The sequence below is a fragment of the Candidatus Kirkpatrickella diaphorinae genome (assembly GCF_025736875.1).
GTDB lineage: Bacteria > Pseudomonadota > Alphaproteobacteria > Acetobacterales > Acetobacteraceae > Sorlinia > Sorlinia diaphorinae.
In genome coordinates, this window is record NZ_CP107052.1 from 858,437 (window position 1) to 883,402 (window position 24,966).

The following is a 24,966-nucleotide window of genomic DNA, read 5'->3' on the forward strand; positions in this document are numbered from 1 at the left end:
TCAGCTCAACTTAACGCACGGACGCTGGCGCAACCTGAAGCATGGTGTCCTCGATTTTCTCCAGCGAGACACCTCGCGTTTCAGGTACGAAGCGCAAGACGAACCATGTGGAGAGAAGCCCTAATATGGCGAAGAGCCACATGGAAAACGCACCGTGGAAATGTTCGGTCAGATATTTATTTTCATTCATCATCGGGAAAAACTGACTGACAAAGAAATTGCCGACCCAGTTTGACGCGACCGCGATGCTCATCCCGATGGAGCGGAAACGATTAGGGAAGACCTCGGAGACAAGCACCCACGTGATCGGCCCCCATGAGCACCCGAAAGTGAACATGAAGAGTATCATGCCCGCGAGCGCACCATACCCTTGCGTCTGATGATAAAGCGCCATGGAAACGAGGATGAGGCTCGCCACCATGCAGAGCGCACCATATTTCAGGAGGAACCGACGTCCCTTGAAATCAATCAGCCATGCACCCACGACACTGCCCAGAAGCAGGGCCACACCAATCCACACTGTCTGGAAAAGCGCCGACTGCATTGAGCCCCCGACACCGTGCAGCACCATCGGCGCATAATACATCATCACATTAATGCCCGTGAATTGCTGCAGGGCGGCGATCATGGAGGCGACAAAGATGATCCACATCGCGCGGCGGTCTCTAAAGACGGTGCTAAGGCGGAAGGAAGCCTGATTTTCCACCAGCTTCAGAGAATCCTTGATCTCCGCCATCAGATTCCGGGCATGTTGCGCGTTTGAAATACGCGACAAAGTTTTCAAAGCCAGATCATCCCGGCCTTTAAGCGCATGCCAGCGCGGTGATTCAGGGATGGTGAAAACCGTCAGGCAGAAAATAATGCACGGAACAATTTCCGACGCGAACATCCAGCGCCATCCCATATGATTGAGCCAGTGCTGCGTCGCGTTCGCCGCAATCATGTAATTGACGATAAAGACAATGACCTGACCGAACACGATGGCAAATTGCTCCATCGACAGCGCGCGCCCCCGCATGTCTTTCGGCGAGACCTCAGACATATACATTGGCGAGACCATCGACGCCGCCCCGACAGCGATGCCACCCAACATCCGGAATATGACGAAAAAGCTGAAGCTTGGCGCGATGGCCGTCCCGACCGACTGCACTGAAAACAGAATGGCGCAGACAAACAGCGTCATGCGCCGCCCCCAACGATCCGCCAGCCATCCTGACAGGAGGGCCCCGATGATACAGCCAATGACGACGTTGGACACCGCCCACCCGGTTTGCGCCGGAGAGAGATGGAAGAAATTCTGTAAGGGCGTGATGGCACCGGCAATGACGGACGTGTCATATCCGAACAAAATGCCCCCCAGCGCCGCCACAGCGCATATGCGGATGACATAGGCCGCATCATGTCGCGGCGCGTTAACAAAAACGATGTCTTTGATCGCAGTTTTCATTTCATGTCTCCGACCGCGTCATACGCGCAGTATTTACGGCTTGGTTTGACGTTGCACAGGCAGGCCTGACGTGCGCGGGCTTCGATTGCCCCTATTGATGCATTGGCGCGATGTGCCTGCCGACATGGCTGAACTCTGGCGCGCGCGTATCCAGACGGACAAATTCACCGCTTCGTCATGACTTTGCGGCATCACACGCGGCCTGACACGGCCCTGCGGCGCGACATCGCTTTCCACCAAGTGATCAAGATGACCCACCCGAGCTCTCCTAAGGTTGAACGAATCCATTCGGATAGAATGATTCGTTCCTTCATTAACCTAAGTTTGGAACAAAATTTCTGCCCTAAGCAACAGAAAAGAACATTTTAATCTGTTATTATTTCTTTTTTTATGTGATAAACGTGGGTGAAGCGTTTCATTTAATGACAGTCGCGCTTGACGCGGCCCTCATTTCCGCGCCATCAACATCTTTAAAGGCGTCGCAAAGCCTGCCAGGGAAGGGTTTTGCACGCAAGGACATGACAGAAGCGGCTTCAAAGCGCGCATGATGTGATGTTTTTATGGATTTCCAGCGCATAAAATTTTTTGGCCTGTCATTGTCATAACCAAAAGGAAGACGCCGCCATGCCTGAAATTTCCCTGGAACCGCTTAAAATTGGCGTCATTGGTTTCGGTTATGTCGGACGGGTTTTTCATCTGCCTTACATCCAGGCGACGGAGGGCCTCGCGCTTCACGCCATTTGTTCCTCCCGAGGGGATGAAGTTCGGAAATCCTATCCCGGCGTCAAGATCTTCGATGACGCCAAAGCCATGTGCGCTGACGACGCGCTCGATGTCGTCGTGATCGCCTCTCCCAACGAGACACACCGCCCCTTTGCCGAGATGGCGCTGCGCGCTGGCAAACATGTTGTCATTGATAAACCGTTCACGACAAATCTCCGGGATGCGGAGGCCGTTCTTCAAATGGCGCGGGCGGCAGGCAAGCATGTCATTATCTTCCAGAATCGCCGTTGGGACAGTGATTTCCTCGCCATTTCAGATGTTGTCCGATCCGGCGTGCTGGGCCCCATCCGACATGTTGAATCAGCCTTTGATGTGTTTGAACCGGCCGTCTCGGATAATTGGCGTTTTGCGAAGGGAGAGGGCACGGGGAGGTGGTTTGATCTGGCGCCTCATCTGGTGGATCAGGCCCTTCTACTCTTCGGCGCGCCAGAACGTGTGACGGCGGACATCCAGTGTCTGAGGGCTGAGGCAGGTGCGGATGACTGGTTCATGGTGACACTGCATTACCGACAGCTCAATGTCGTTCTACGCGGTTCCATGCTGGCGCGCTTCCCCGCCCCGCGTTTTGTCATTCAAGGCATGAAAGGCGGTGCCGTCAAGAAGGGGTTGGATATCCAGGAAGCCCAGCTTGTGCGGCAGATCTCCCCATCTGATGACGCGTTCGGGGTGGACCCTGACCCGCTCCGGCTGCGTCATCAGGATGGAAGCACTCAGGACATGCCCGCCCCGCGCGGTTGTCATCGCCAGTTTTACGCCCTCCTTGTCGCGACATTGAATCAGAAAAGCCCGCTTTTCATCACTGAAGATCAGATGCTGGCTGTGATGCACATCATCGAAATCGCGGCCCGCGCAGCGTGGGAGGGCCATACCCTCAAGCTCGCGCTCCCGGAAGCGACATGCCGACATCTGCAGTCAAATTCCATCTATGAAAATGCCTGATGCCCGGTTCAAAGCAACTTCACCTCCCGATGCGATCGCGGAGGGCAAGTGGCAATTCACCATAAAATCATATCAAGATAACATATTTCGCGTTATTTTTAATCGTTACTATTTCCATTTTAATTTAATTTTTGTTAAGCACGGCCGTTAACAACGGCTTTACAGCTTATTTGCGAGACCATTTTACACAGGAGCACCCTATATGGCGGGCGGAACCGTCATACCGGATTCAGCGAAACTAGAGGTCGTAAAGGAGACAGTCCCTGATACGGCCTTCGGACGTTTCCTCTCCTGGATCGGCATCCCTCCCGTTATGTTCTGGGGTTATGTCGGCGTCCTTCTTTTCATGATTGGTGACGGCGTTGAGAGTGGCTATCTGTCACCTTACCTCGTCGGCCAGGGCTTCAAAGAGACAGACGTCGCCCTGTTATTCACGATTTACGGCGTGACAGCAGCGCTCTCCTCATGGCTTTCCGGCGCATTGTCTGAGCTTTGGGGCTCACGCACGGTCATGATTGTCGGCTTGCTGATCTGGACGATCTTTCAGGTCGGGTTCCTTTCCTATGGTTTGCCGTCAAAATCTTTCTCTCTGATCGCCCTGTTTTATGGCATCAGGGGCTTTGGCTACCCGCTTTTCGCCTTCGGCTTCCTCGTTTGGGTCGTGCATACGGCACCGGCCAGTAAGCTGGGCTCTGCCGCAGGATGGTTCTGGTTCTGCTTCACGGCTGGTCTGCCGACGCTGGGCTCCACACTTGCCAGCATCTTTCTGCCCATCATGGGTTCCTATTACACATTGTGGCTGGCGCTGGGCATCGTCGTCATTGGCGGGTCACTCGCGCTTTACGGCATTCGTGGCGCCAAGGCCAACCGCAACACAAACGACCCCAATGCATTGCGCACGCTTTTCTCGGCACTTTCCATCGCGTGGGAGCGGCCGAAAGTCGGGATCGGCTGTATTGTTCGTGCCATCGACACATCTGCGGAATTCGGGCTCCTGGTCTTCATGCCGCTCTATTTCCGTGAGCTGAACTTCACGACGTCGCAATGGCTTGCCGTGCTTCAGGCCATCTTTATGAGTAACGTGTTCTTCAACCTGATTTTTGGCATTTGCAGTGACCGTATCAGCTGGCGTGGCACGGTGATGGTGATGGGCGGGCTCGGCTCAACCATTACAACGATGGTGTTTTTCTATGCGCCGACACTCCTCGGCCCGGAACATCTTTATATCGTCATGGCAGCGGGTGCGCTTTACGGTGCAACATTGGCAGCTTACGTGCCCTTGACGGCGCTGATGCCTTACCTCGCACCTGAGAATAAAGCGGCGGCCATGTCCCTGCTCAATCTCGGTGCCGGGGCCAGTGTCTGGATCGGCCCAGCAATTGTGTTCCTTTTCATTGACCGCGTCGGTGTCAAAGGTGTCATGATGATTTACGCCGCGATTTACTTCTCAAGCGCCATCATGACCTATTTCCTGAGAATGGACCCGGAAGTGGAAGCCTAAATCAAGCGCAGCCGGGAAGGTGTGCGTTCGGTCGAAGGTAAAATCGAATCTGACATGCATATATAATATTCGTGTGAGATTGAGAGATTGATCAAGGCGTCACTTCGGTGACGCCTTTTTCTTGTGCCGCATAGATCGATATGACGAAATCTTGATCCACCTGTCTTTCATGGTGAAACGACCCTTTCGGCACGGCTGACCACGCTGTACCCGTGAGGAAATCCGCCCCGTGACTTCTCTCATCATGCGTGGAATTTTGGAAACCAAACCAAATCCATTTTCGTTCGAAAATCTTAGGGTTCCTGTCTGTCGCACCTTCAGCCGTCGGGTAGGAAATGGCCGTCACTTCCGTCATTTTCAAAGGTGGATGATGACCGCGTTGAAAATCCGGATAGAAGAGGGTCTTCCCGATGAATGTAAGCGAATATCTCCTTAAACGCCTGAAGGAATGGGGCCTCCACCGCGTTTACGGTTATCCGGGAGACGGCATTGGCGGCATTGACCTCGCTTTGCAGAAAGCGGTTGATCGGGGTGACCTTGAATATGTGCAGGTGCGGCATGAGGAAATGGCCGCCTTCATGGCCTCGGCACATGCCAAATTCACCGGCCAGCCGGGGCTTTGCATCGCCACCTCCGGCCCGGGCGCCATCCATTTACTGAACGGACTTTACGACGCCAAAATGGACCATGTCGGGGTGGTGGCCATTATGGGCCAGCAGGCCAGCACCTGTATCGGCGCGAATTACCAGCAGGAGGTTGATCTTCAATCCCTCTGCAAAGACCTCGCCAATGACTATGTCGTCACCGTCTCCAACCCTTATCAGATCCGCCACGCAATTGACCGCGCCGTGCGTATCGCGCGCGATAAGCACGTGCCGACTGTCGTCATCATCCCCAATGATGTGCAGATCAAACCTTTCAAGGAAGCGCCGAACGCCCATGGTTTCACCCATACAGGCATTGGCGAGACGACGTTCGCGCATGTCACGGATGTTGCCGGGCTGCACGAGGCGGCGCGCATTCTCAATGAAGGGGAACGCGTCGCCATCCTTGCCGGCGCCGGTGCGCTGAACGCTACGGAAGCCCTGCTGACCGTCGCGGAAACGCTGGGGGCCGGGATTGCCAAGGCGCTTCTGGGCAAGGCCGCCGTGCCCGATCATTATCCTTTCGTCACAGGCTCAATGGGTTTGCTGGGGACGAAGCCCTCCTGGGACATGATGAAGGAATGCGACACACTTCTCATGGTCGGCTCCGCCTTCCCTTATAGTGAATTCCTCCCCGATCCGGGGAAGGCAAAGGGGGTGCAGATCGATATTGAGCCCGCCAATATGTCCCTCCGCTACCCGATGGATGTGTGCCTCCAAGGGGATAGCGCGTCCGTCCTCAAAGCGCTCCTGCCCCTGCTGAAACCGAAATCCAACCGCAAATGGCGCAAGAAAATCGAGAATAATGTCGCAAGCTGGTGGCAGCTCCTTGAAAGCCGCGCAATGCAGGAGGCCACCCCGTTAAACCCGCAGCGTGTCTTCTGGGAGTTGTCGCCCCGTCTGCCGGATAATGCCATCATCACGGCGGATTCAGGCTCCGTCGCCAATTGGTACGCGCGTGACCTCAAATTCCGCGCCGGGATGAAAGGCTCCCTCTCCGGCGGTTTGGCCTCGCTTGGCGCGGGGACGCCTTACGCGATTTCCGCCAAAATGGCGTATCCGGAACGCACGGTCATCGCCTGTATGGGAGATGGCGCGATGCAGATGAACGGCATCAACGAGATGATCACCATTTCCAAATATTGGAAAAACTGGTCCAATCCCCGTTTGATCGTTCTGGTTTTAAATAATGAAGACCTCAATCAGGTGACGTGGGAAGAGCGCGCGCAATCCGGTGCCGGAAAGACGGAAGTCACGCAATCCATCCCGGATTTCCCCTTCGCCAAATATGCGGAGCTTCTGGGTTTGCGCGGCATTTTCGTCAATACGCCGGACCGGCTCGGCGCCGCCTGGGATGAGGCGCTGAATGCTGACCGGCCCGTCATTCTGGAAGCCAAAACCGACCCGAATGTCCCGCCGCTCCCGCCTCATATCACCCTCGCCCAGGCGAAAGCCTTCATGACCTCCCTGATTGATGAGCCTGAACGCGCAAGCACGATGGTGAATTCCGCGCGTCAGGTGCTGGCCTCCTTCCTGCCACGCCGTCGCGACTGACGCGCCCATGCGCTCCATGAAATCAATGGGCCTGTCACGTCACCGCGTGGGGGATCTCGGCCAGTCACCGGCCTTGCAACGTCTCGCCCCTGCCCTCAGCGCGCTGATCTCGACCCTCATCCGAACAGGCAAGCCCGTCCCCGACCCGCGCGCGGCAGAGCGCGCCGCCCACCGCCTCAATGTCGCTTCCGCCACTTTAGCGGCCTCCGTCCTGATGGATAGCGCGGTTGAGCATTATCGCGGCAGCTTCAAAAACCCGGCCATGTATACGCCGCTCCTGACATCCGCCGCCGCCCTCGCCGTCAGCCTCCATGGCACGGCGGATCATCGACGCGCGGCGCATGTCGTGCGGGATTCTGTCTTTATCATCACGGGCGCGGTGGGCGTGATCGGGACATTGTTCCATCTGCGCAACGTCTATAAAAGAACGGGGCGCTTGAGCTGGCAGAACCTGTTTTACGGTGCCCCTCTGGGCGCGCCTTTTGCGATCGGCCTGTCCGGCATGTTGGGACATCTGTCTGAACGTGTCCGCGCCACGCCGCTCGGCCACCCGCCCAACGTGCATGGCATCCCCGCCGGGCGCGTCGTCAGCATCCTGACGAGTGGCGGCCTGATGGGCACGACGGCTGAGGCGTGGCTTCTGCATTTCCGTGGGAGTTATCATAATCTGGCCATGTATCTGCCCGTGACAATGCCCCCCGTCGCAGCGGCACTTCTCCTCAAAGCCGCTTCGGGCCCGGCCGGGATGTCGGCGTACAAAACACGCTGGTGGCTGCGCGCCACGGCGGCGATGGGTTTCGCGGGTACGGTCTTTCACGCGATCGGCGTGGGGCGCGACATGGATGGCTGGCGTAACTGGCAGCAAAATATCCTGAATGGCCCGCCCCTCCCCGCACCACCTGCCTATACCGGCCTGGCCCTCGCCGGCCTCGCCGCCCTCGGGCTGATGGAGGACCATCCGGATGACTGAGCACACGCCGTATCCTGGTTATGATGTCATGCGGAAACGCGCTGGCCATTCCTGGAATGACGCCACGCGCGCCGTCATTGATGCGCGGCTGGCCATCAAAGACCGCCCGGAATTCTTTTCTCCGGAAGCATGGGACACGCTGAATGCGATCTGCGACCGGATTATCCCGCAACCGCCGTCCCGGCCACGCATCCCGCTTGCAGCTTTTATTGACAGGGATCTCATCGAGGGCAATCAGCCCGGCTTCCGTCATATCGACCTCCCCCCGCGTGAAATCGCCTGGCCAACGGGACTTCAGGCGATTGAGGACGAGGCCGACCAGCTCTATCACCGGAAATTCCCGCTTTTGCTCATGGATCAGCAGGACGCCCTACTGAAAGCGGTTGAAAATGGCGATGTAAAAGCGCCGCGCTGGGCGGAGATCCCGGCGAAACTCTTTTTCAGCACGCATCTCATGTCCGATATCATTGCTGCTTATTACGCCCACCCCGTGGCGTGGAGTGAAATCGGCTATGGCGGCCCGGCAAGTCCGCGCGGCTATGTCCGGATGCATGCCAATGAGCGTGACCCGTGGGAAGCGGCTTCAGCGGAAGATGGTCACGTCAGCAAAGTGCGAAAGATCAATCAGAATGTCCGCTGATCCGATGGCCACGCCACGCGGCATAAATGGACAGGCACCAGATGTGTTTCATCGTGGCCGCTGGATTCCGATGCAGTGCCACCGGGACACGGATGAGGTGGATTTTGTTGTGGTTGGGACCGGTGCCGGTGGCGGGCCGTTGATCGCGCGGCTGGCGGAGATGGGTTATTCCGTCGTGGGTTTTGATGCGGGCGCGTGGTTCCGCCCGTTGGAGGATTTCGCGTCGGACGAAACAAGTCAAAGCCAGCTTTTCTGGACGGATAACCGCCTCGTTACCGGGGACAACCCCATCGCTATGGGTAAGAATAATAGTGGCAAGGCCGTCGGGGGCTCAACCGTGCATTATGCCATGGTGTCGCTTCGCTTCCGGCCGGATTGGTTCCTGTCACGGACGAAACTGGGATATGGCGCGGATTGGCCGGTCGATTGGCGGGAGATGTGGCGCTATTACGATATTGCCGAGCGCGACCTCGCGATCTCCGGCCCCCTCACTTATCCCTGGGGGCCGCGCCGCCCGCGATATCCCTACCGCGCGCATGAAATCAACGCGGCGGGCGAAGTCCTGGCCCGCGGGGCTGAAGCCATGGGTTATGACTGGGTGGAAACACCGCTTGCGACCCTCTCCGCCCCGCGCCATCATGCGCCATCCTGCGTTTATCGCGGGTTCTGCCGGGTGGGGTGCTCCACCAACGCCAAGCAAAGCCAACTCGTGACGTATATTCCGCGTGCGGTCAAAGCGGGGGCGGAAATCCGTGACCTCGCCATGGTCGGGCGCGTGGAGGTCGATGCGCGGGACCGTGCAACGGGGGTGCATTATTTCCGCAATGGAAGCTGGCATTTTCAACGCGCCAAAAACGTCATCGTCGCGGGTTACGCCATTGAAACGCCCCGCCTCCTGCTGAATTCCGCGACGCCGCGTTTCCCTGACGGCCTGTCGAACAGTTCGGGGCTGCTGGGCCGTTACTTGATGGTGCAATCCAATCAGGCGGTCTTCGGCGTGTCGGATGAGATGATCCGATGGAATAAGGGGCCACCCTCCATGACGATCACGGAACATTGGAATTACGACGATAAAAAAGATTTCTTCGGCGGTTATTGCTGGATGTCGCAAGGCCCTTTGCCGGTTGAATGGTCAGGCGCGCTTTCAAGCGGGCGGAATTTATGGGGGCAGGCGCTGCGCGATGAAATGAGTCGCTACAATCATCAGGTCGGGCTGAAAATGGTGGGCGAAATGCTGCCGAGCCTTGATAATCTCGTCACCCTCTCCGCAGAACGCGACCAATATGGCCTGCCCGTGCCGCTTATCTCCTACTCCTGGCTTGAAAATGACAAGCGCATGATCGCCCATGCGCTGGATAAAATGCAACAAAGCCTTGAAAGCGCCGGGATTGCAGATTGCTGGCGGCAGGAAAATGACACGAACCACCTTGCCGGCACAGCGCGGATGGGGTTCAGTCAGCAGGACAGCGTTGTGGATGCGGATTGCCGGAGCTGGGACATCCGTAACCTCTGGGTCTGTGATGGTTCTGTCTTTCCGACAACGGGCGGCGTCAATCCGTCCTTGACTATCACGGCATTGGCCTTGCGCACGGCGGACCGCATCCAGACATTGCACCGTCAGGGACAGGTCACGATCTGAAAATAACAGGATGAGGAGGGCAGTTTGGCAGGATTCATCGCGCGACATCACCTCAATCGCGTTTTTTGTCTTGAGGATTTTGAAAAGCTCAGCAAGTCATGCCTCCCCCGCGCCGTTTATGAATATATCCGAAATGGCGCGGGTGCGGAGTTCTCGCTTCATTATAATGAGGCCGCCTTCCACGCGCTTCTCTGGCAGCCTTACCGCCTGCGCCAGGTCGACAAAGTCGAAACCGGCGTCACGATTTTCGGTGAGACATATAGCGTGCCTTTCGGCCTCGCGCCGACGGGCGGCGCGGCCATGGTCCGTTATGATGCTGACCGGCTGGAGGCCCGCGCCGCGCATCGTCTTGACACGCCATACATCCTCAGCGCCAACTCCCTGACACCGCTTGAAGATGTCTTCGCCGTGAATCCGCGCTCATGGTTCGCGCCTTATTTCCCGGATGATTATGACGTGATTGACGGCATGATGGCGCGACTGGAGAAAGTGAATTGCCGCGTCATAGTTGTCACGGTGGACGTGCCTGTCGCCGCCAAACGCATCGCTGAACAACGCGCCGGTTACGCGATGCCCATCCGCCCCAATCTGCCCGCCGCGCGCGGGGCATTGGCGCATCCCGGCTGGCTGTTCGGCACGTTACTGCGTAATATCGTCGCGGAGAGGAAACCGCGGATTGAAAATATCAGGGCGCAAGGTGGCCCGGGTATTTTTTCGAAGGAGATCAAGGCCGTTGGCGGGTCCCCGAAATTTGACTGGGCGCATGTCCGGCATATTCGTGACCGCTGGAAGCATAAATTGGTGCTGAAGGGCCTTTTGCGGGCGGACGATGTCGAGAAGGCCGCCGCGCTCGGCGTTGACGCCGTGGTGCTCTCCAATCACGGCGCGCGTCAGATCGATACAACAATCAGCCCCATGGAGGCCCTGATGGAAACGCGCGCCCGCCTGCCCGATTACACGCTGATTATTGATGGCGGTTTTCGCTCCGGCAATGACGTGCTGAAAGCCATGGCGTTGGGGGCGGACCTCGTGCTGATGGGGCGGCCTTTTCTGCAGGCCTGCGCCGTGGCGGGAGAATCCGGCGTTGCCAAGGCGATCACGCTCGTCAAGGAAGATATCGCGCGTTGCATGGCCATTCTCGGAGTCACGCAATTTGACCAGCTTAAGGAAGTATTGATTGAAAACTGAGATCTATCGCCAATTTTGTCCATCAAGTACCTAAAAATAATCTTCGGCCCCATTTCCGACGACTCAAAACTGACGTATGACGTCGGATAGTAAATATTGATGACGGTGATCCGAGATGATTTCTTCCTCGACAAAAGTCGATCTCAATTTCCCCCTGATCGGCAAGACCGCCCTCGTCACTGGCGCGGGCTCAGGCATCGGGGCCGCTATTGCGGAGGCCCTTGCTGAGAAGGGCGCGCAGATCGCGGCGGTTGATGTCCAGCGGGAGCGTGCCGAGGCCACAGTGCGGCTCGTCGGCACGGACGCCCATGCTTTCACCTGCGACGTATCGTCACCTGAATCCGTTGAGACGATGGTTGATGATGTCAAAACAATGTTCGGGCACATCGATATTCTTATCAATTGTGCCGGAGTCGTCCACCTGGCACCCGCTGAAGAACTGACGGTTGAGCAGTGGGATAAGACGATCAACATCAACCTCAAAGGCACCTTCCTCGTCACGCGGGAGGTTGGCCGCGTCATGATCGCGCAGCGCACGGGCGGTAAAATCATCAATATGGCGTCGCAGGCCGGGAGTGTCGCGATTGCGGAACACGTGGCTTACTGCGCTTCAAAATTCGGCGTTATCGGCATGTCCAAGACATTCGCCGCGGAATGGGGGCGTCACGGTATCACCGTCAACACGATTTCCCCCACCATTGTGATGACCGAACTGGGTAAAAAAGCCTGGGCGGGTGAAAAGGGTGAAGCGGCGAAGCAGCAAATCCCCGTCGGGCGTTTTGCTGAGCCTTCTGAAATCGCCGCGGCGGTACTTTTCCTCGCCTCCCGCGGGGCGGATATGATTAATGGCGCCGACCTGCTGATTGATGGCGGCTATACGATCATCTGATCTCAGCCTTTGACGGCGGCTGGGAACTCCCGAAGTTTTGCCGCCGCGCCGCGCAAACGGGCGGCGATGACAGAGACGGGGTGCATCAGCCTCTCATGACGGAAACGCTTGACCTGACTCCGGCATGAAAACCCGGTGGCCAGAAATTTCCCCTGAGGTTCCCCTGCAAGACAGGGCTCCCAGGAAAGGCTGAAGATCTCGCGTGACAATGCCCGATTGGCGGCCTCATGCCCGAATGCGCCGGACATGCCGCAACAACCCGTTTCCGCAATATCGAGGGTCAAACCAAAACGCTGATAAATCTCGCGCCATTTTTGCGGTGAGTCGGCGAGACTCGTTTTTTCTGTGCAATGAAGCATCAGCGTGTGACGTGATGCCTGTCCGTCATTAAACGGTCCTGACAATTGATAGTTGGACGTCACGCTGTGGAGCCATTCATGGATCAATTTGATTTCCGGCAGCACGCCAATATCGCCGAGATGACGATATTCCTGCCGGAAGACAAGCGTCATGGCCGGGTCCACTCCGATCAGCGTTATCCCGTTATCTGCCAATCGCTGTAATCTGCGCAGGGTGCGCCGGGCGACAAATTTAAAGAGCCTGGTAAAGCCGTAAACCTGCAATGGCTTCCCCGTCATGACGGGCGGTGTCACGTAAACTCTGAAGCCAAGACGCCGCGCCGCCTCCATCGCATCCAGCACGACCTGCGTATCAATCTGGCTGGTGAAAACATCCGGGACAAAAACGACGCTGCGCGCGCGGTCTTCATCCGATAATTTCTGCATCTCGTGCAAAGTCGCCGTGCGAACGCCGAGGCGTCGACAGGCGCGGCGGAAACGTTGTGTCGATAATGCCGGCAAATCCACAAGCCCGAATTTGAGCCGCGCGACGCGCGCCGCCCATTTATTGCCCATCAGCCCATTATAAAGACGCGGCGCGCAACCCGCGACGATCAGCAGAGGCTCAAGCCCGGCGATCAGATAATCCTTGATGGGACGTGAAAACCGTGTGTGATAAAGTGATAGAAACCGCGCCCGAAGATCCGGCACATCGACATGCACCGGGCATTGGCGTGTACAGGACTTACAGGCGAGGCAGGTCGCCATCGCGTCATAAACCTCGTGTGAAAAATCTGCGCCCGTTCGCCGCTGCCGCGTGAAAAACCGTTTCACGACGGCCAGTCCGCCTTCCCGCTCCAGCGCCGAGATATCCGTGCCGGAGGCCATCTGCCTGTCCAGCCACGCCTTGACCAACTGTGCCCGGCCTTTCGGTGAATAGCGACGGTCACGCGTGCCTTTCCATGAGGGGCACATCGGGTCATTGACGTTGTAATTGAAACAGGCCCCATTGCCGTTGCAATGCATGGCTGCGCCGAATGATTTCCAGACGGGCGGGGTGATGCGCTGGTCATGCGCACCCCGCATCGGCACATCCTCAATACCGGTGAGAGATGCGTCCGGCAGGGTGGCGGGGGTCGCGATTTTGCCAGGATTGAGCTGATTATGCGGGTCAAAAAGCGCTTTGACCTGCTGCAACACAGGGTAAAGCGCACCGAAAAAGCGTGGCACATATTCCGACCGCAGGCCCTTCCCGTGCTCACCCCAAAGCAGGCCGTGATATTTCTGCGTCAATGCCGCAACCTCATCCGAGATCGGCTTGACTCGGGCGCGATCCGCAGCATCTCGCATATTGAGCAACGGGCGCACATGCAGCACCCCGGCATCGACATGGCCGAACATGCCATATTCCAACCCATGCGCATCCAATAATGCGCGGAAGGCAGCGATATACTCCGCCAGATGCTCCGGCGGGACGGCTGTATCCTCAACGAAAGGCTGTGGCCGGGCTTCACCACTGACATTGCCTAAAAGCCCGACAGCGCGTTTGCGCATGGCATAGACGCTTTTGACCGCCGCATCGCCCTGCGCGCATGTATATCCCAGTCGGCCCGCTGCGCCGCTTGTCAAATCATCTGTGAAGTCCGCGACGCGGCGTGCCAGAGTCTCCGCATCATCGTCGGAGAATTCGATGATGTTGATCCCCCGCGTTGGCTTCTTGGGATCGGACGGGAAGTAATCCGCGACGCCATACCAGCTCACATCCTGCATTGCGAGATCAAGCACGCGGGAATCGACCGTTTCAATCGAGATGGGCTTTTTCGCCATCAAGTGACGCGCATCCCGCAGCGCGTCCATGAAACTCTCATAACGCACATTGATCAGCGTCACATGTTTCGGCACGGGCAGGAGATTGAGCTTGATCTCCACCACCACCCCAAGCGTCCCTTCCGCGCCGCAAAGGACGCTGTTCGGGTCAAAGATGCCGTCACCCGGCATGAGGTGCTTTAGATCATATCCGGTCAGGCAACGATTGAGCGGAGGGAAGATCTCCTCAATCAAATCCTGATTTTCGGTCGCCAGGCGATGCAGCGCGTGCGCGATTTGCCCCGCGCGGCTGGATTGCGGGTAGGTCGCTTCGAGGGCGGACGCGGCGACGGGGTGGGTTGTCAGCACATCGCCACCCAGCAGGGCGGTTTTCAGCGCGAGGACATGGTCGCGCGTTTTGCCGTATGTGCAGCTCCCCTGACCACTCGCATCCGTGCTGACCATCCCGCCAATCGTCGCACGGTTGGAGGTTGAAAGTTCCGGCGCGAAGAAGAGGCCGTGCGGCTTTAGCGCCGCATTGAGCTGGTCCTTCACGACGCCCGGTTGAACGCGCGCCCATCTCTCCGCGACGTTGATCTCCAGAATCGCATTCATGTGGCGTGACAGATCGAGCACAATGCCATTTGTGAGGGACTGGCCATTCGTCCCTGTTCCCCCACCTCTGGGTGCGAAAGTGACCGTCCTGAAAGCCGCCTGCCCCGCGATGCGCATGGCGAGAGCGACGTCATTCTCATCAATGGGAAAGAGGATGGCGCGCGGTGGTTGGCGATAAATCGAGTTATCGGTTGAAAAGACGATGCGGGAATCATCGCCCTGCGCGATTTCCCCCTGAAAACCTGCTTTTCTCAATGCGTCCAGATAATGTGCATCTACCGATATTTCCGCCTCAGAAATCGGGAGTGCGGATATTGCCTTGACCAAACCAACTCACCTCTATCATCACAATATCATGAAGCCCGGTCTTCAGCGGGACTTCATAAAGAACCTTATCATCAAATGGCGTAACGCGATGGACTTCCTCCTTACGTCACCACCCTGTGAAAGGGACAAGGACCGCTTCCTCACACCTTAAGCTGCGGGGACAGGCCCACGCGATCATGCAGCGTCTTGAGCGCTGAAAGGTGGGTGCGGTCCATTTGCAGGGGTGTCACCGTGACATGGTTCTGCAGAAGGGCCGCGCCCTCACTCCCGGATGCAAATTCGCGGTGGCGATATTGCATGGAGATCCAGTGATATTCCCGCGCCTGCATATCCTGACGCACGACGACATCGACATCACTCAACCCCCCGAAACCCTGATTGGTGAAAATCATCTCACGCACATCCTTTGCCGCGCAGGCCGGGAAATTGACATTAAGGCATGGTGAGACCGGTAAAATCTCCGTGGCCAGATGTCTGACGACATCAGAAGCCACATTTTCCGCCGCCGCCCAGCTGATTTCCCCTTCAAGAAAAAGCTGGCTCAGCGCGATGGCGGGGCTGCCGAACATATGCGCCACCATCGCCGCCCCGACTGTGCCGGATAACAATGTCTCATGGCCGATATTCGCCCCACGATTAATGCCTGACAGGACAAGGCTCGGGCGGGCATCCTTCATCAAATGACGCATGGCGAGCACGACACAATCGGCCGGGGAGCCGGATATGGCAAATTTCTGCGCCCCTCTCTCCGTCACGCGCAGCGGGTCATGCAGGGTCACCGCGCTGGCTGTGCCGCTTCGGTCAGATTCCGGCGCGACGACCCAGACATCATCTGACAGGGCGTGGGCGATCTTCTGCAGGAGAGCCAGGCCCGGCGCGTCAATCCCATCATCATTGGTGAGCAAAATGCGTTCAAAGATCATAAGATTCGCCTCGCCTCAACTGCCCTGCTGTCCCAGGTTGATATGCCCCGCCGCCCCAGAAAGCAATGTTGGCGGCCTGGAACCTGACTCTGTGTAATTGACCATCGCAGCGGCAATTTCACGTTCCCCCATTATGACGCGTGAGGCGCCGCATTTTTTGAGGTAAGCCACGGCCTCATCAAAATGCGCGCGGGCGATGACCGTCAGGTTTCGATTGGCCGCCACGGATTTTTCAATGATCTGCCCGGCCTCGAACGTCTCGGGAATGGCGACGATCAGGAGCCGTGCGTGACGGAGATTCGGCGCCTCCCGCACTTTGTGATCCACCGCATTGCCAATCACGCCATGCACATTCTCGCGATCCGTCAACGCCATCGGGATGCTGCCGATTTCGGAAACGGCAATCTGCCATCCCGCCGCGGCGAGCTGCGTCGCCACGATGGACCCAACCCGCCCACACCCGACAATGACGACATGCTGTGTAAATCGTGTCGGCGTGTAAGGAGCATGGAGAACACAAGCCTCATCCCCTTCATCAGGCAGGGATGAGGCTGAGCGCTCCCGGATGCGCGCGTCAATGAGCTGGGAGAGATGCAAAACAACGGGATTGAGAAAAATCGAGATAATGGAGGCGCCGAGGATAATGTCCCGCGTCGATTCCTGCATCAAACCGAGTTGAATGCCCAGCGCGGCGAGGATGAAGGAAAATTCCCCGATCTGCGCCAGACCGCTGGCGATAAACAGCACATTATTCCATTTCTGCCCCATGCGCCGCAATATGAGGATGACGACCAGCGGCGTCCCGACCAGGATGACGAGAACGGTGGGGAATAACGTCCACGGGTCCGTGACAAGCACGGCGGGATTGAACAACATCCCGACAGAGACAAAAAACAGCACCGCGAAAGCATCGCGGAAAGGCAGCATTTCCTCCATCGCGCGATGGCTGAGATCGGTCTCGCTCAGCACCATTCCGGCAAGAAACGCGCCGAGTGCAAAGGACACGTCAAACCAGCGCGCCGCCACAAAGGCCACGCCGAGAGACAATGTCAGCAGAGACAGGCGGAATAATTCCTTTGAGCCTGTCCGGGCGACATAATGCATCAAACGCGGGATCAGCCTTTTGCCCAGCACCAGCATCAGCGCGATAAAGGCCGCGACTTTTATGACCGTCCAGCCGGCGGGCACAAGCAAGCCCATCAGGGAGAAACCCTGCCCGACATCACCCTTCATGAGTGGTTGAAAAGCGGGGAGCAGAACCAGCGCCAGCACGGTGATGACATCCTGAATCACCAGCCAGCCGACAGCGAGGCGCCCCCGCTCCGTATTCATCAGGTTTTCCTCCTGAAGCGTGCGCAGAAGCACGACCGTACTCGCGACGCTCAGGGCAATGCCGAAGACGATGGACGCACCGGCCGGCATCCCCAGAAGCTTGCCGACACCGAACCCCATAGCGACGGACGCCGCAACCTGCACGAGCGCGCCCGGCACCGCGACCCGCCTGACAATGAGGAGATCCTTGATCGAGAAATGAAGCCCGACCCCGAACATCAGCAGAATAACGCCGACCTCCGCCAGCTCAAGCGCCAGGCTTCCATCCGCCACATAGCCGGGTGTGAAAGGCCCGATGAGGATACCGGCCAGAAGGTAACCCACAAGGGGCGAGATTTTGCACCGCAGCGCCACCGTCCCCAACAGAAAGGCGAGGCCCAGTCCGGCAACCAGAATACCGATTAATGGTGTGACCTGATGCATGTAGCGCCCTCTCCTGCCTTTGCTGCGCCGGGAAAGATTAACATAACCCGATCCTTCAAGGGGAATTTACTGATGCCGCCGCCATCTGATGCCCGAAGATGCTGTGCCTGCTTCTGGCGCGACGTAAAGGACACGTTTTTAAAAAAAAACGCGTGCCTCATAAAACCCCGCCCATCGACATCCGTCTTTACTCGCAATGAGAAATCAACTGACGCACCGAAAGAAACGACGTTTCTTCGCCGTTCTCAGGCGCCGTCTCGGCGGGATGAGCCTTCTGCTTCTTTCCGCATGTCTCCCGAAGGAAAGCAGCTTTCTGGCGCCCGCAGGTCTGATTGCGTCGCTGCAACGTCAATGGATGATCGAGATCGGCGTGGTCCTCATCGCCGTTCTCGTGCCGATTTTCATCGCCCTCCCGGCCATTATCTGGCGTTACCGGATCAGCAACCGCAAGGCGCGCTATGCGCCGGACTGGGAATTCTACCGACCGCTTGAGATTTTTATCTGGGGTGGACCGATGGTGATTGTCGCGTTTCTGGCCATCATGATTGCCGGACCCCAGACGCGTTACAGCCCGGAGCGCGTCCCTACCGCCGGGGAAACATTGGAGATCCAGGTCATCGGGATGAACTGGAAATGGCTCTTCCTCTATCCCGACCATCACGTCGCCACCGTCAACACCATCACCTTGCCGGAAAACACCAATATCCGTTTCACCCTGACAAGTGATGGCACGATGCAATCTTTTTTCATCCCCGCCCTCGGCGGACAGATTTACGCCATGGGCGGGATGGTGACGCATCTCAACCTCCGCACAGGTGCCGCGAGAGACCTGCTCGGTGAGAACACGCAATTCAATGGTGAAGGGTTTCAGGACCAGAAATTTATCGTGCATGTCGTCTCGCGCGATGCTTTCTCCCAATGGGTTGAGCACGCTTATAATACGGGGCCGGAACTGACGCGCGGTTTTTACCGTGTGCTGCATCAACAGGGCACCTGCCGGGACGCGCATGAGCAGCTTCAGCAAATGACCTCATCCCCCATGTGTGAAGAGGCAGGTGGCCTCGTCTTCCGCTACATGTCGGGCCTCATTTTCAAAGAAGTCCTCCGTGACACCCAAAGAGGGAACAACGCAAAATGATGGCTGAATTGCTGCGCCGCATCACGTCCCGCGACTTCCTTCTCGGGCGTCTCGACGTCACCGCTCTGCCTTTTTACAGTGTGATCGCTATGATGGCGGCCAGTCTGGTCGTGCTTGGCGGTCTCGTCACGCTCTATCTGCTCAGCCGTCATCGCCTCTGGGGCCGCCTCTGGCGGGAGTGGCTGACGAGCGTTGACCATAAACGCATCGGCATCATGTATATCGTCCTCGCCTTCGTGATGCTGGCGCGGGCCCTTGCGGAAGCGGTCCTGATGCGGGTGCAGCAGGTTGTGGGATTCAACAGTGCCGGGATCGTCCCGCCTGATCACTTTGCGCAGCTTTTCACGACGCATGGCACGATCATGATTTTCTTCATGGGCATGCCGTTTATGATCGGCCTCTATAACCTTGTCATGCCGTTGCAGATCGGCGCGCGGGATGTGTCATTCCCTGTCATGAATGCCATCAGCCTCGCTTTCACGACGGCGGGCGCGGCACTTCTGATGATTTCCCTCTGCATTGGAAAATTTTCAACCGGCGGGTGGAGCGGCTACCCGCCTTACACTGAGACGGGTTTCAGCCCGGATGTCGGTGTCGATTACTGGATCTGGGCGCTGACGCTCAGCTCCATCGGCAATACCATGACGGGCATTAATTTCGCCGTCACGATCTATAAAAAACGCGCGCCGGGGATGCGCCTGTTTTTGATGCCGCTTTTTACCTGGACCTGCCTCTGTGTCTCCATATTGATGATTTTCGCGATGCCGCCTTTGACGGTCGCGACATTGATGCTCGCGATGGACCGTTATCTCGATGCCCATTTCTTTACAAACGATCTGGGCGGCAATGTCATGAACTACGTCAATATGTTCTGGCTATTCGGCCACCCAGAAGTTTACATCCTCGTCCTGCCCGCCTTCGGGGTTTATTCAGAGACGATCGCGGTTTTTTCCTCCAAGACACTTTACGGATATCACTCACTTGTCTGGGCCACGATCGTAATTGCCGTGCTGTCTTTTACCGTCTGGCTGCACCATTTTTTCACCATGGGGCAGGATGGTCAGGTCAATGCCGCTTTCGGGATCGCCACCATCCTGATTGCCATCCCGACGGGCGTCAAAATCTATAATTGGATTTTGACGATGTTTCGCGGCCGTATCCGCCTTTCCGTCCCGATGCTTTACGCCTGTGCGTTCATCCTGCTCTTCACGGTGGGTGGTTGCACCGGCATTATCCTCGCCAATCCGGGGCTGGATTATCAGGTCCATAACACTGTGTTTCTGGTGGCGCACTTCCATAATGTGCTGATACCGGGCCTGCTTTTCGGCATGTTAAGCGGCTATCATTATTGGTTTCCCAAGGCTTTCGGCTTTCGTTTGGATGAGAAGCTGGGCCGTTACAGCTTCTGGTGCTGGGTTTGGGGCTTCATCTTCGCTTTCATGCCGCTTTACATCTCCGGGCTCATGGGTATGCCGCGCCGCACGCAATCCTACACGATCGCTGCGTGGCATGATTATGCGCTCATCGCCATGTTCGGCGCAGTCCTGATCAGCCTCGCTTTTATCTTTCTGATCATGCAGCTCATTGTCAGCATTCGGAAACGACACGAATATGCGGTTTTTGATGGCGATCCGTGGGATGGTCGCACATTGGAATGGGCGGTCTCCGCGCCAGCGCCCGAATATAATTTTGCGCAAATCCCGCATGTCGCGCGTCTTGACGCCTTCTACGTCGCCAAACAGGCGGGCGACCCCTACCCCGCGCCTGAAATCTACCGATCCATTTCCATGCCCGCCAGCAAGTCCGTTGCGCCCATCTGCCTTGCTGCGCTCATCGTGCTCGGATTTGCACTGACATGGCATATTTTCTGGCTCGCAGCTCTGGCGCTCATCGGGTTCGGCATCACGATTACCGTCAGCACCTTCCAACCCGATAAAGAAGACGTGATTTCCACCAAAAAAATCCGGGCGCATGAGAAACGCTGGCGTCAGGCGCTCGCGGCGCATCATTCCGACGCCGCGACCATGCCTCTGGCGGATGGGGAGCAAGGCTGATGTCCACATTGTCATCACCCCCCGTCACAGCCTCACGACGCCCGACCCCGCTTGACGCCATGCGCGCACGCGCTGAAGAGGCGCGGTTCGGGTTCTGGATTTTCCTGATGAGCGATCTGGTGATCTTCTCGCTCCTCTTCGCGACATACGCCATTATGTGGGGCAATCGCGCCGATGGGCCGGGGCCGGAAGATCTTTTCCAGCTCAAGAGTGCGGCCATTCAAACAGGCTGCCTCCTCCTCAGCAGCTTCACTTTCGGACTCGTCACCCTCAATGCGCAGCGTCAGCTCAGCGTCGCCCGCACCATGATCTGGCTTGTCGTCACATTGGCCCTGGGCGCCGGGTTTCTCGGGTTTGAGATCTCTGACTTTATCGACATGGTGCAGCTGGAGGCCAGTATTTCCGCCAGTGGCTTCCTCTCATCCTTTTATGCGCTCGTCGGCACGCATGGGCTGCATGTTACGGTGGGTTGCCTGTGGATCCTCATCATGCTGCTGCAGTTAGGTCGGTTCGGCCTGACGCCCCCCGTCATCAGCCGGATCATGCGCCTTGGGCTTTTCTGGCATTTTCTCGACATTATCTGGATCGGGATCTTCTCGATCGTCTATCTGATAGGGCTTGCCAAATGACGCCTGAAGAAAGGACCGCGGGACGCGACTACCTTATTGGCTTCCTCGCCGCGATCATATTGACGGTTATTCCCTTCAGCCTTTTATGGCGCGATGCGCTGAAGGGGCGTGACCTGTTGATCGCGATCGCAGCTTGCGGGGTCATTCAGGTCTGTGTGCATTTTCGATATTTTCTGCATGTCGATTTCAAACGCGCTCATCGCGACGATTTACAGCTCGTTCTTTTCACCGGACTGATCGTCTTCCTCATGGTCGGCGGAACAATATGGGTGATCGGGAATGAGGTGCATATGATGAGCGGCGATTTGGCACACCCGTAACGCGCGATATTGAAAAGGTAAACTGGCTGGGGGACCTGGATTCGAACCAGGGCTGACCGGGTCAGAGCCGGTAGTTCTACCGCTAAACTATCCCCCAGCAATGCGCGTGTCAGACAACACACATGCGGTGGCATCGACTTAGCATTACGCCCCGCATGACACAAGCCCCAAATCTGCCCCTTCGTCAGCCATGTGAAACACGGAAAATTGCGTTGCGTTACCGCGCGTTACAACAATCGTCAGAGATTTTACTTGGCGGTTAATATGGATAAATGGTTATCTTCATCCTCATGAAGCCATCAGATCAACGCAGAGGCACAGGGCGGAAGCCGGGTCCATCATCACAGGCCGCGACGCGCATTCCGGGCCGCGCATTGAAGAGCGCCGCCCAGCCCGGTGCGGAAGATGCAGGGCATGACGGGAAAAGCGTCGGCGCGATGCGCGCCAAGACGGTGACGTTGCGTAAGGCGCGGGGCAAGACAACATCCCAGCAACGTTGGCTGCAACGGCAGTTGAATGACCCCTACGTCGCCGCCGCAAGGGCGCAGGGATGGCGCTCGCGCGCCGCCTTCAAACTGATCGATATGGATGACCGTTTTTCACTGATCAAACCAGGCGCGAAAATTGTGGATCTCGGCGCGGCGCCAGGGGGCTGGAGTCAGGTCGCCGTCAAACGCCACGCAGCGCGTGTTGTCGGTATCGACCTCCTACCGATTGACCCTGTCAGCGGCGCGGATTTCATTGAAGGCGATTTTACCGACCCGTCAATGGACACGCAGCTTCTCGCCCTTCTAGGTGGTAAAGCGGATATTGTCCTCTCCGACATGGCGCCCAACACGACGGGCCACGCCGCGACGGACCATCTGCGCATCATGGGACTGGCGGAAGCCGCGCTGGATTTCGCCACATCCGTGCTGGAAGAGGGGGGCAGCTTTGTCGCCAAAGTCTTTCAAGGCGGGTCGGAGCGCACAATGTTACAGCGCCTTAAACAGCATTTCGCGTCGGTGCGTCACGTCAAGCCCCCCTCCTCCCGCAAGGAGTCGAGTGAGCTTTACGTTGTGGCACAGGGTTACCGACCCGCCGCGATAACGCACTGACGCCGATCATGGCTCAGGATGTCACGCCCGCATCCACAGGCCAGAGCCAGGCCGCACCCCGCACACCGGAGCTGTCGCCATGCATATTCTGCACAATCGGGGTGGTGCAGGTCGGTGTGATGACATGTCGCTGCAAAAGCGGCGGGACGCGTTCATACAGGGAAGAGAGATTGGACACGCCGCCCCCCAGAACGATCATATCCGGGTCAAGGAAGTTGATGATCATGGCGCAGGCGCGGGATAATTTATCAACATACCGGTCAAGCGCCCTGGCGGCGTCCGTATCTCCTTCCGCAGCGGCCTGTTCGATCCCTGCCGTATTGCGGTGGCCAACGCCTTTCCAGTCCTGCGCAAGTGACGCCCCGCAGAGATACCGCTCCAGACAGCCTTCATTACCGCAGAAACAGCGTGGCAGCGGGAACTCCTCCTTACGAAGCCAGGGTAAGGGCATATGCCCCCATTCACCCGCGATGGAATGTCGGCCGCCAATGACTTTGCCCTCACAGACAATGCCGCCGCCCATCCCGGTGCCGAGGATGACGCCAAACACAACGCGCTGCCCGGCGCCGGCGCCGTCAGACGCCTCGGAAAGGGCAAAGCAGTTTGCATCATTCTCGACGCGCACCTGACGTTGCAGGGCGGTATCGAGGTCCTTGCCGAAGGGCTGATGGTTCAGCCAGGTGGCATTGGCGTTTTTGACGAGTCCTGTTTCAGGTGAGATGGCACCCGGAATACCAATACCCAGCGATGTTGTGGATTTGCCGCTCGATTTGTTCTGGAATGGCGCGGCATTGAGTCGCGCCTCGACATCAAACACAAAATCACGAACAGCGATCACGGCGTCCTGATAAATGCCCGGATTGGGCACACGCTCCCGCAGCACAAGCGCGCCGGAACGATCGAGAACCGCGATCTCGATTTTGGTACCGCCAAAATCGATACCTAGACGATAATCAGCCATAAAGAAGACCTTAATAAATATACGTCACAAGAAAGACGACGGCGCATGATGCGCAGTTATCCGCGTGACGTAAAGACTATACCTTCGCCAGTTGGATCTTGACCCTTATCGCAGAGACACTCATCATGAACAGGATGAAACCTGACCTCGCATCGACGATGATTTTTGACGCAAGGCACCTTAAATGCCCGATTTCCGTGCTTGCGGCCAAGAAATTTCTCAGTCGCGTTGCCGCAGGCGCGGCGGTCGAGGTGATCTCGGATGATCGTGCAAGCCTTGCCGGTTTCCAGGCTTTATGCCGGGATCGTCACCATCATTTGATCGGCTTCAAGGATCGTGGTGACGCTTTTACATTGACGATTTTGCGTCGCGATACCGTTTAAAGTTACAGTATATGTGGCAAAAAATCACCGTTTTTCGAGAGAAACCGAACCTGCGCGACGTTAAACGTTGGCGAAATGCCCCCTGCGCGCTATCCCTCCCCTCTCGGCGATGGGGCCTGTCAGACTTACTGAGGAACTGGTGAATTTAAGATGAACAAAGACCTCTTGAAAATGTCTTTTGAGGACGCTCTCAGTGAGCTTGAGAATATTGTCCGCGGCCTGGAAAACGGCCAGATGAAGCTTGAAGAGGCCATCACCGCCTATGAACGCGGCGCGGCGCTGCGGCGTCATTGTGATCTTAAACTCAATGAGGCGGAGATGCGCGTCCAGAATATCCTCGATCGTGACCGTGCCACCAATGACAGCGCCGCGCAGCATGATGGCACCGCCCCCGGCGCGCGAGATGTCACCTCATGAACCTCCAGT

Annotated in this window: 22 protein-coding genes and 1 tRNA gene; 15 read left to right on the forward strand and 8 right to left on the reverse strand. The window is 57.3% G+C overall.

The window, feature by feature from the left end:
* Nucleotides 1–10: 10 nt before the first annotated feature.
* Together N5W20_RS03860 and N5W20_RS03865 are read right to left on the reverse strand one after the other, a co-directional pair.
* A complete protein-coding gene (locus tag N5W20_RS03860; protein ID WP_319807599.1) occupies nt 11–1,447 on the reverse strand; it encodes a sugar porter family MFS transporter in 1,437 nt (478 codons plus the stop codon).
* Nucleotides 1,448–1,480: 33 nt separating this feature from the next.
* Nucleotides 1,481–1,705, reverse strand: coding sequence for a hypothetical protein (locus N5W20_RS03865; protein ID WP_319807600.1), 225 nt, complete (start codon nt 1,703–1,705; stop codon nt 1,481–1,483).
* 366 nt (nt 1,706–2,071) lie between these two features.
* Between N5W20_RS03865 and N5W20_RS03870 the strand changes: the two genes are divergently transcribed.
* Together N5W20_RS03870 and N5W20_RS03875 are read left to right on the forward strand one after the other, a co-directional pair.
* Nucleotides 2,072–3,169, forward strand: coding sequence for a Gfo/Idh/MocA family oxidoreductase (locus tag N5W20_RS03870; protein ID WP_319807601.1), 1,098 nt, complete (start codon nt 2,072–2,074; stop codon nt 3,167–3,169).
* Between the two features lie 202 nt (nt 3,170–3,371).
* The gene (locus N5W20_RS03875; RefSeq protein ID WP_319807602.1) at nt 3,372–4,670 is read left to right on the forward strand and encodes an MFS transporter; all 1,299 of its coding nucleotides are present in this window, start codon (nt 3,372–3,374) and stop codon (nt 4,668–4,670) included.
* Nucleotides 4,671–4,761: 91 nt separating this feature from the next.
* On the opposite strand, the gene N5W20_RS03880 is transcribed toward N5W20_RS03875, so the two are convergent.
* The gene (locus N5W20_RS03880) at nt 4,762–5,016 is read right to left on the reverse strand and encodes a hypothetical protein (RefSeq protein ID WP_319807603.1); all 255 of its coding nucleotides are present in this window, start codon (nt 5,014–5,016) and stop codon (nt 4,762–4,764) included.
* Nucleotides 5,017–5,080: 64 nt separating this feature from the next.
* Here N5W20_RS03880 and N5W20_RS03885 point away from each other — a divergent pair, with 64 nt between their 5' ends.
* The 6 genes from N5W20_RS03885 to N5W20_RS03910 all read left to right on the forward strand — a co-directional run bounded on the left by N5W20_RS03885 (nt 5,081) and on the right by N5W20_RS03910 (nt 12,194).
* A complete protein-coding gene (locus tag N5W20_RS03885) occupies nt 5,081–6,868 on the forward strand; it encodes a thiamine pyrophosphate-requiring protein (protein ID WP_319807604.1) in 1,788 nt (595 codons plus the stop codon).
* A gap of 7 nt (nt 6,869–6,875) precedes the next feature.
* On the forward strand, nt 6,876–7,838 hold the full coding sequence (locus tag N5W20_RS03890) for a hypothetical protein (protein WP_319807605.1): 963 nt from the start codon (nt 6,876–6,878) through the stop codon (nt 7,836–7,838).
* On the forward strand, nt 7,831–8,478 hold the full coding sequence (locus N5W20_RS03895) for a gluconate 2-dehydrogenase subunit 3 family protein (RefSeq protein ID WP_319807606.1): 648 nt from the start codon (nt 7,831–7,833) through the stop codon (nt 8,476–8,478). The genes N5W20_RS03890 and N5W20_RS03895 overlap by 8 nt, the downstream gene beginning before the upstream one ends.
* Nucleotides 8,468–10,117, forward strand: coding sequence for a GMC family oxidoreductase (locus tag N5W20_RS03900; protein ID WP_319807607.1), 1,650 nt, complete (start codon nt 8,468–8,470; stop codon nt 10,115–10,117). Before N5W20_RS03895 ends, N5W20_RS03900 begins: the two co-directional genes overlap by 11 nt.
* A gap of 24 nt (nt 10,118–10,141) precedes the next feature.
* Complete coding sequence (locus tag N5W20_RS03905; protein WP_319807608.1) at nt 10,142–11,305, forward strand: alpha-hydroxy acid oxidase; 1,164 nt, start codon at nt 10,142–10,144, stop codon at nt 11,303–11,305.
* A 115-nt stretch (nt 11,306–11,420) separates the two neighbouring features.
* Nucleotides 11,421–12,194: an SDR family oxidoreductase gene (locus N5W20_RS03910; RefSeq protein ID WP_319807609.1), complete on the forward strand. Its 774-nt coding sequence runs from the start codon at nt 11,421–11,423 to the stop codon at nt 12,192–12,194.
* 2 nt (nt 12,195–12,196) lie between these two features.
* On the opposite strand, the gene ydiJ is transcribed toward N5W20_RS03910, so the two are convergent.
* The 3 genes from ydiJ to N5W20_RS03925 form a co-directional block, all read right to left on the reverse strand.
* On the reverse strand, nt 12,197–15,280 hold the full coding sequence (ydiJ, locus tag N5W20_RS03915) for a D-2-hydroxyglutarate dehydrogenase YdiJ (RefSeq protein ID WP_319807610.1): 3,084 nt from the start codon (nt 15,278–15,280) through the stop codon (nt 12,197–12,199).
* 140 nt (nt 15,281–15,420) lie between these two features.
* Nucleotides 15,421–16,203 carry a 5'/3'-nucleotidase SurE gene (gene surE / locus N5W20_RS03920; protein ID WP_319807611.1) on the reverse strand — a complete coding sequence of 261 codons (783 nt, stop codon included), beginning with the start codon at nt 16,201–16,203 and terminating at the stop codon, nt 15,421–15,423.
* Between the two features lie 15 nt (nt 16,204–16,218).
* A complete protein-coding gene (locus tag N5W20_RS03925) occupies nt 16,219–17,958 on the reverse strand; it encodes a cation:proton antiporter domain-containing protein (RefSeq protein ID WP_319807612.1) in 1,740 nt (579 codons plus the stop codon).
* A gap of 265 nt (nt 17,959–18,223) precedes the next feature.
* Between N5W20_RS03925 and N5W20_RS03930 the strand changes: the two genes are divergently transcribed.
* Genes N5W20_RS03930 through cyoD form a run of 4 tightly spaced genes read left to right on the forward strand, consistent with a single transcriptional unit; the run spans nt 18,224 to nt 22,099 of the window.
* Nucleotides 18,224–19,096 carry a cytochrome ubiquinol oxidase subunit II family protein gene (locus N5W20_RS03930; protein ID WP_319807613.1) on the forward strand — a complete coding sequence of 291 codons (873 nt, stop codon included), beginning with the start codon at nt 18,224–18,226 and terminating at the stop codon, nt 19,094–19,096.
* A complete protein-coding gene (locus tag N5W20_RS03935) occupies nt 19,093–21,150 on the forward strand; it encodes a cbb3-type cytochrome c oxidase subunit I (RefSeq protein ID WP_319807614.1) in 2,058 nt (685 codons plus the stop codon). Before N5W20_RS03930 ends, N5W20_RS03935 begins: the two co-directional genes overlap by 4 nt.
* Nucleotides 21,150–21,779 carry a cytochrome (ubi)quinol oxidase subunit III gene (locus N5W20_RS03940; RefSeq protein WP_319807615.1) on the forward strand — a complete coding sequence of 210 codons (630 nt, stop codon included), beginning with the start codon at nt 21,150–21,152 and terminating at the stop codon, nt 21,777–21,779. The genes N5W20_RS03935 and N5W20_RS03940 overlap by 1 nt, the downstream gene beginning before the upstream one ends.
* On the forward strand, nt 21,776–22,099 hold the full coding sequence (gene cyoD, locus N5W20_RS03945; RefSeq protein WP_319807616.1) for a cytochrome o ubiquinol oxidase subunit IV: 324 nt from the start codon (nt 21,776–21,778) through the stop codon (nt 22,097–22,099). Before N5W20_RS03940 ends, cyoD begins: the two co-directional genes overlap by 4 nt.
* 23 nt (nt 22,100–22,122) lie before the next feature.
* On the opposite strand, the gene N5W20_RS03950 is transcribed toward cyoD, so the two are convergent.
* Nucleotides 22,123–22,196: transfer RNA gene (locus N5W20_RS03950), tRNA-Gln, on the reverse strand.
* A 193-nt stretch (nt 22,197–22,389) separates the two neighbouring features.
* On the opposite strand from N5W20_RS03950, the gene N5W20_RS03955 reads away from it, so the two are divergent.
* Entirely contained in the window at nt 22,390–23,196 is an 807-nt protein-coding gene (locus N5W20_RS03955; protein ID WP_319807824.1) for an RlmE family RNA methyltransferase, read from the forward strand.
* Between the two features lie 13 nt (nt 23,197–23,209).
* Here the strand turns inward: N5W20_RS03955 and N5W20_RS03960 are convergent, their stop codons facing one another.
* Nucleotides 23,210–24,157, reverse strand: a complete 948-nt coding sequence (locus N5W20_RS03960) for an ROK family protein (protein WP_319807617.1) — start codon at nt 24,155–24,157, stop codon at nt 23,210–23,212.
* Between the two features lie 125 nt (nt 24,158–24,282).
* Between N5W20_RS03960 and N5W20_RS03965 the strand changes: the two genes are divergently transcribed.
* A complete protein-coding gene (locus N5W20_RS03965; protein WP_319807618.1) occupies nt 24,283–24,540 on the forward strand; it encodes a sulfurtransferase TusA family protein in 258 nt (85 codons plus the stop codon).
* Between the two features lie 150 nt (nt 24,541–24,690).
* Complete coding sequence (locus tag N5W20_RS03970; RefSeq protein ID WP_319807619.1) at nt 24,691–24,957, forward strand: exodeoxyribonuclease VII small subunit; 267 nt, start codon at nt 24,691–24,693, stop codon at nt 24,955–24,957.
* Nucleotides 24,958–24,966 lie beyond the last annotated feature (9 nt).